Annotated in this window: 7 protein-coding genes; 5 read left to right on the forward strand and 2 right to left on the reverse strand. The window is 65.7% G+C overall.

Translation table 11 applies throughout. From position 1 onward, the window contains the following. Window positions 1–24: 24 nt before the first annotated feature. The 5 genes from trpB (at window position 25) to FNJ47_RS14255 (ending at window position 5250) form a co-directional block, all read left to right on the forward strand. Complete coding sequence (gene trpB / locus FNJ47_RS14235) at window positions 25–1242, forward strand: tryptophan synthase subunit beta (protein ID WP_163153999.1); 1218 nt, start codon at window positions 25–27, stop codon at window positions 1240–1242. After that, on the forward strand, window positions 1239–2075 hold the full coding sequence (trpA, locus tag FNJ47_RS14240; protein WP_163154001.1) for a tryptophan synthase subunit alpha: 837 nt from the start codon (window positions 1239–1241) through the stop codon (window positions 2073–2075). The genes trpB and trpA overlap by 4 nt, the downstream gene beginning before the upstream one ends. A gap of 104 nt (window positions 2076–2179) precedes the next feature. Beyond that, window positions 2180–3121 carry an acetyl-CoA carboxylase, carboxyltransferase subunit beta gene (accD, locus tag FNJ47_RS14245; protein ID WP_163154003.1) on the forward strand — a complete coding sequence of 314 codons (942 nt, stop codon included), beginning with the start codon at window positions 2180–2182 and terminating at the stop codon, window positions 3119–3121. A gap of 95 nt (window positions 3122–3216) precedes the next feature. Further along, window positions 3217–4461 carry a bifunctional folylpolyglutamate synthase/dihydrofolate synthase gene (locus tag FNJ47_RS14250; RefSeq protein ID WP_430649380.1) on the forward strand — a complete coding sequence of 415 codons (1245 nt, stop codon included), beginning with the start codon at window positions 3217–3219 and terminating at the stop codon, window positions 4459–4461. A gap of 48 nt (window positions 4462–4509) precedes the next feature. Further along, window positions 4510–5250: a metallophosphoesterase family protein gene (locus tag FNJ47_RS14255; RefSeq protein WP_163154007.1), complete on the forward strand. Its 741-nt coding sequence runs from the start codon at window positions 4510–4512 to the stop codon at window positions 5248–5250. A 54-nt stretch (window positions 5251–5304) separates the two neighbouring features. Here the strand turns inward: FNJ47_RS14255 and trxA are convergent, their stop codons facing one another. Both trxA and FNJ47_RS14265 read right to left on the reverse strand, forming a co-directional pair. Next, a complete protein-coding gene (gene trxA, locus FNJ47_RS14260) occupies window positions 5305–5625 on the reverse strand; it encodes a thioredoxin (protein ID WP_163154008.1) in 321 nt (106 codons plus the stop codon). A gap of 115 nt (window positions 5626–5740) precedes the next feature. After that, window positions 5741–6054: PD-(D/E)XK nuclease family protein (locus FNJ47_RS14265; protein WP_163154010.1), on the reverse strand; the 314-nt coding region annotated here is incomplete at its 5' end.

Below are 6054 nucleotides of genomic sequence, written 5' to 3' on the forward strand. Positions count from 1 at the left end.
GCGGCATGAAGAACTGATGGTTCGATGAATCCAAACCTTCCCAATTCCTTCCGCAGCGGTCCCGACGAGCGCGGGCATTTTGGCATTTTCGGCGGACGCTTCGTCGCCGAAACGCTGATGCCGCTGATCCTCGATCTCGAAAAGGCCTATGCCGACGCCAAGGCCGATCCGGCGTTCCAGGCCGAGATGAACGTCTATCTGAAGGACTATGTCGGCCGGCCCTCGCCGCTGTATTTCGCCGAGCGGCTCACCGAGCATCTCGGCGGCGCCAAGATCTATCTGAAGCGCGAGGAGCTCAACCACACCGGTTCGCACAAGGTCAACAACGTGCTCGGCCAGATCATGGTCGCGCGCCGCATGGGCAAGAAGCGCATCATCGCCGAGACCGGCGCCGGCCAGCATGGTGTGGCGACGGCGACGCTGTGCGCGCGGTTCGGGCTCGAATGCGTGGTCTATATGGGCGCGGTCGACGTCGAGCGGCAGCAGCCGAACGTGATCCGCATGGAGATGCTCGGCGCCAAGGTCGTCCCGGTGCAGTCCGGCGCGCGCACGCTGAAGGACGCGATGAACGACGCGCTGCGCGATTGGGTCACCAACGTGCACAACACCTTCTATTGCATCGGCACGGTGGCGGGCCCGCATCCCTACCCAATGATGGTGCGCGATTTCCAGTCGATCATCGGCCACGAGACCCGCACGCAGATGCAGGAGGCCGAGGGCCGCCTGCCGGATTCGCTGATTGCCTGCATCGGCGGCGGCTCCAATGCGATGGGCCTGTTCCATCCGTTCCTCGACGATCCCTCGGTCGAGATTTTCGGCGTCGAGGCCGCCGGTCACGGGCTGACGCAGCTGCATGCCGCCTCGCTCGCCGGCGGGCGCCCCGGCGTGCTGCACGGCAACCGCACCTATCTGTTGATGGACGCCGACGGCCAGATCGAGGAAGCACATTCGATCTCGGCCGGGCTCGACTATCCCGGCATCGGCCCCGAGCATTCCTGGCTGCATGAGACCGGCCGCGTGAAATATCTCTCGGCGACCGATGAGGAGGCTTTGGCCGCGTTCCAGCTGCTGTCGCGCCTGGAGGGCATCATCCCGGCGCTGGAATCCGCGCACGCCATCGCGAAATTGTCCGAACTCGCGCCGCAGCGGCCGAAGGATCATTTGATGGTGGTCAACCTTTCGGGCCGTGGCGACAAGGACGTGCCGCAGGTCGGCGACATCTTGAAGGCGAGGCAGAAGTGAGCACCCGTATCGACGCACGTTTCGCCGAGCTGAAGCAACAGGGCCGCTCCGCTTTCGTCACCTTCGTGATGGCCGGCGATCCCGACCCGAAAACCTCGCTCGACATCCTCAAGGCGCTGCCGAAGGCCGGCGCCGACGTCATCGAGATCGGCATGCCGTTCACCGACCCGATGGCCGACGGCCCGTCGATCCAGGCGGCCGGTCTGCGCGCGCTCAAGGGCGGAATGACCTTGCGCAAGACGCTGGCGATGGTCCGCGACTTCCGCAAGGAGGACAACGCCACGCCGATCGTGCTGATGGGCTACTACAATCCGATTTACATCTACGGCGTCGACAGCTTCCTGGCCGATGCCAAAACCGCCGGCGTCGATGGCCTGATCATCGTCGACCTGCCGCCGGAGGAAGACACCGAGCTCTGCATCCCCGCGATCAAGGCCGGCCTGAACTTCATCCGGCTGGCGACGCCGACCACCGACGACAAGCGCCTGCCGGCGGTGCTCGCGAATACCTCGGGCTTTGTCTACTACGTCGCGGTCACCGGAATCACCGGCAGCGCCGCAGCCGATTCGAAGGTCGTCGGAGCGGCCGTGGCGCGCATCAAGCGGCACACCGCCCTACCGGTCTGTGTCGGCTTCGGCATCCGAACTCCGGAAGCGGCGCGTGCGATCGCCGAGAACGCCGATGGCTCCGTGGTCGGCACTGCGCTGGTCGACGCCCTGAAGGGCAGCCTCGATGCCGAAGGCCGCGCGACGCCGAAGACCGTGAGCGCGGTGGCGGACCTGGTGTCCGCACTGGCGCAGGGGGTCCGGGGCGCCAAGCAGGCCGCTGAATAAGCCACATTTTGCGGCAACAAGGCCGCTAGTGGCGGCTTGCCGGGTTCGCCCGGCCCGCCATATATCCAGCTGGTGCGGAACCGATCCGCATTTCGGAGCGAACCATGAATTGGCTCACCAACGTCGTCCGGCCGAAGATTCGCAACATCCTGCGGCGCGAGACGCCGGAGAATCTCTGGATCAAATGTCCGGATTCCGGGCAGCTCGTGTTCTACAAGGACGTCGAGGCCAACCAGTTCGTGATCCCCGGCTCGAACTACCACATGCGCATGGGCGCGGTGGCGCGGCTGAAGTCGATCTTCGACAACGAAACCTGGTTCGACGTCGCGCTGCCCGATGTGACGGCCGATCCGCTGAAATTCCGTGACGAGCGCAAATATGTCGACCGCATCAAGGACGCCCGCACCAAGACCGGGCTGAACGATGCGATCAAGGTCGGCTACGGCAAGCTCGAGGGCGCCGGCGTCGTGGTCGCGGTGCAGGATTTCGACTTCATGGGCGGCTCGCTCGGCATGGCCGCCGGTGAAGCGATGGTGCGCGGGCTCGAGCTCGCGGTCGAGAAGAAGTCGCCCTTCATCGTGTTCGCCGCATCGGGCGGCGCGCGGATGCAGGAAGGCATCCTGTCGCTGATGCAGATGCCGCGCACCACGGTCGGCGTGCAGATGCTGCGCGAGGCGAAGCAACCGTACATCGTGGTGCTGACCAATCCGACCACCGGCGGCGTCACCGCGTCCTACGCGATGCTCGGCGACATCCAGATCGCCGAACCCGGCGCGCTCATCGGCTTTGCCGGCGCGCGCGTGATCGAGCAGACCATCCGCGAGAAGCTGCCGGAAGGTTTTCAGCGCGCCGAATATCTGCGCGAGCACGGCATGGTCGACATGGTCGTGCACCGCCACGAGATGAAGGCGACGCTGGCGCGGCTGTGCCGCCTGCTGACCAAGGCGCCGGCGCTCGAGACCGCATCGAAGCCCACGGCCGCGGTCACCGAGCCGGCCCAGATCGTCACGGCACCTGAGACGGTGCCGGCCGCGCCGCACGCGTGACCGCAAGCGCGGCCCCATCGCAACCCTCGTTCGAGGCGTTGATCGCGCGGATATCGGCGCTGCATCCGAAGCGCATCGATCTCAGCCTCGATCGCATGCGCGGTCTGATGGAGCGGCTCGATCATCCCGAGCGCAAGCTGCCGCCGGTGATCCATGTCGCCGGCACCAACGGCAAGGGCTCGACCGTTGCCTATCTGCGCGCGATTCTCGAAGCATCAGGCCTGCGGGTGCACGTCTTCACCTCGCCCTATCTGGTGCGGCTCAACGAATGCTACCGGCTGGGCGCGAAAGGCGGCGGCAAGCTGGTCGGAGACGACGAGCTGCGCGAAACGTTCGAGCATTGCGAGCGCATCAACGCCGGCAATCCCATCACCATCTTCGAGATGGAAACCGCTGTTGCGTTCTGCCTGTTCGCAAAGCATCCGGCCGATGTCGCGCTGCTCGAGGTCGGCCTCGGTGGCCGGCTGGATTCGACCAATGTGGTCGAGACGCCGCTCGCCGCGGTGATCACGCCGGTCAGCATGGATCACATGGAATTCCTCGGCGACAATCTGACGGCGATCGCCGGCGAGAAGGCCGCGATCATCAAGCGCAAGGTGCCGGTGGTGTGCGCCGAGCAGGCGCCGGAGGCGATGGCCGTGATCGAGGCGGAGGCGAATCGCATGCGCGCGCCGCTGCATGCGGCCGGCCAGCAATGGCACGTTGGCGTCGAGCGCGGCCGGTTGGTCTATCAGGACGAGCGCGGCTTGATGGATCTTGCTGCGCCAAAGCTGTTCGGCCGTCACCAGTTCGACAATGCAGGCCTTGCGATCGCGACGTTGCGTGCGATCGACACCTTCAAGCTCAGTATCGCAGCCTATGAGGCCGGCATCGTCAACGCAGAATGGCCGGCGCGGATGCAGCGGCTGGTCTCAGGCAGCCTGGTCTGCCAGGGGCCGCAGGGCTCCGAGGTCTGGCTCGATGGCGGCCACAACGCCGAGGGCGGCCGTGTTGCAGCCGCGGCGCTCGGCGATCTCGAGGAACGCGTGTCGCGGCCGCTGGTCGTGATCGCAGGCATGATGGCCAACAAGGATGCCAATGCGTTCCTTGCCAATTTCGCTGGCTTGACGCGCCACATCATTGCGGTGCCGGTGCCCGGCCGCGACAACGGCATGGCGCCGGACAAGCTGGCCGATGCCGCGCGCGCGCTCGGCATGCGCGTCGAGATCGCAAGCGGCGTCGACGCCGCCTTGCAGCGGTTGGCCACGCTGGCCTACGAGGTGCCGCCGCGCATCCTGATCACCGGCTCGCTGTACCTCGCCGGTCCCGTGCTTGCGGCCAACGGCACGCCTCCTGCATAAGTGGTCTCGCGTCCCCGATGCGGTGTGGGCGAGAGAGGACGGGACATCATGCGTTTCGCTGCGATCGCCGATATCCACGGCAACCATCTCGCGCTCGAAGCTGTCTTGTCGGACATTCGTGCGCAGGGCATTTCCGACATCGTCGATCTCGGCGACATGGTGAGCGGGCCGCTCGATGCCCGGCCGACGATCGATATGTTGATGGCGCTCGATGCCGTCCATTTGCTCGGCAATCACGACCGCTATCTGATCGACCGTCCGCATGAGAAAATGGGCTCCTGGGAGCGGCTGACCTATACCCAGCTCGAGCCGAAGCATCTCGACTGGCTGCGCACGCTGCCGGCGAACTCGGTTTATCGCGACGAGGTTTTCCTCTGTCACGCGACGCCGCAGGACGATGAAACCTACTGGCTCGACACCGTGCTGCCGGGCGGCGAGGTCCTGATGTCTTCGCTGGAATCGATCGAGGCGAGGGCGGCCGGCGTGACGCAATCGCTGATCCTCTGTGCGCACACGCACACCGCGCGGGCGGTGCGGCTTCGCGACGGAAGGCTGATCGTCAATCCCGGCAGTGTCGGCTCGCCAGGTTATCGCGCCGGCAAGCCGTATCCACATGTCGTCGAGGCCGGTTCGCCCGATGCGCGCTACGCGATCCTCGAACGGGTTGATGGCGATTGGGACGTGACCTTCCGCCACATCCCGTACGACCACGAAGCGATGGCGGCGCTGGCGCGGCGCAATGGCCAGGCTGAACTCGCCTCGGCGCTGGCGACGGGGTGGATCAGGTAAAACAAAACGGCCGGTTTGCGCCGGCCGTTCCGCAAACCAGCTAATCGAAACGGATCAGACCGCAGCGGTGATCCACTGCTGCAGCTTGGCCTTCGGAGCGGCGCCGACCTGACGGGACGCCATCTCGCCGCCCTTGAAGATCATCAGGGTCGGGATCGACATCACGCCATACTTCGATGCGGTCTTCGGGCTCTCGTCGACGTTGAGCTTCACGATCTTGACCCTGTCGCCCATCGCGCCGGAAATCTCATCGAGAGCGGGCGCAATCATGCGGCAGGGGCCACACCATTCGGCCCAGAAGTCGACGACCACCGGCCCGGTCGCCTTAAGCACTTCGGCTTCGAAATCGGCGTCAGAAACCTTGCCAACGGCCATGTCAGTACCTCGTTCGGTTGGGACTAAGGGCGCGGTTGAGAATCGCGCCCGGGAGCATGCGGCAAACGTATGAACGCCCCCTTGCCGGGTCAAGCTCGCTCACGCCGACATGAACTTATGCCAGCCCGGCGTCCAGCGCGGGGGCCGAAATCTCCATCATTTCAGGGGTTTCGGTCCAGAGCAGGGCGGCGTGGATGATCCTTTGGGGATAAAGTTTTGCCAGCACCGCGCGGTACAGCGCGAGCTGCCGGATATAACCCTTGGGTGCCTCGGCCGCGGTTGTCGGCGGGGCGTGGTTGGTCTTGAAATCGACGATCAGGACCTCGTTCGGCGCGCCCGCCAGCCCGTCGGACTGGCCCGCGACGCCCACCGTACGGCTGCGCCCCACCGGCCGCCGACCCCCGTCTGGAACCCCCCGCCGCGGCCCCG

This window comes from Bradyrhizobium uaiense (genome assembly GCF_010811875.1).
GTDB classification, from domain to species: Bacteria; Pseudomonadota; Alphaproteobacteria; order Rhizobiales; family Xanthobacteraceae; genus Bradyrhizobium; species Bradyrhizobium uaiense.

Bases quoted from the DNA above. Each gene is read 5' to 3' on its own strand.
- trpB (WP_163153999.1), top strand. From the start codon at position 25: ATGAATCCAAACCTTCCCAATTCCTTCCGCAGCGGTCCCGACGAGCGC.
- trxA (WP_163154008.1), bottom strand. From the start codon at position 5,625: ATGGCCGTTGGCAAGGTTTCTGACGCCGATTTCGAAGCCGAAGTGCTT.
- FNJ47_RS14255 (WP_163154007.1), top strand. From the start codon at position 4,510: ATGCGTTTCGCTGCGATCGCCGATATCCACGGCAACCATCTCGCGCTC.
- FNJ47_RS14250 (WP_430649380.1), top strand. From the start codon at position 3,217: ATGCGCGGTCTGATGGAGCGGCTCGATCATCCCGAGCGCAAGCTGCCG.
- accD (WP_163154003.1), top strand. From the start codon at position 2,180: ATGAATTGGCTCACCAACGTCGTCCGGCCGAAGATTCGCAACATCCTG.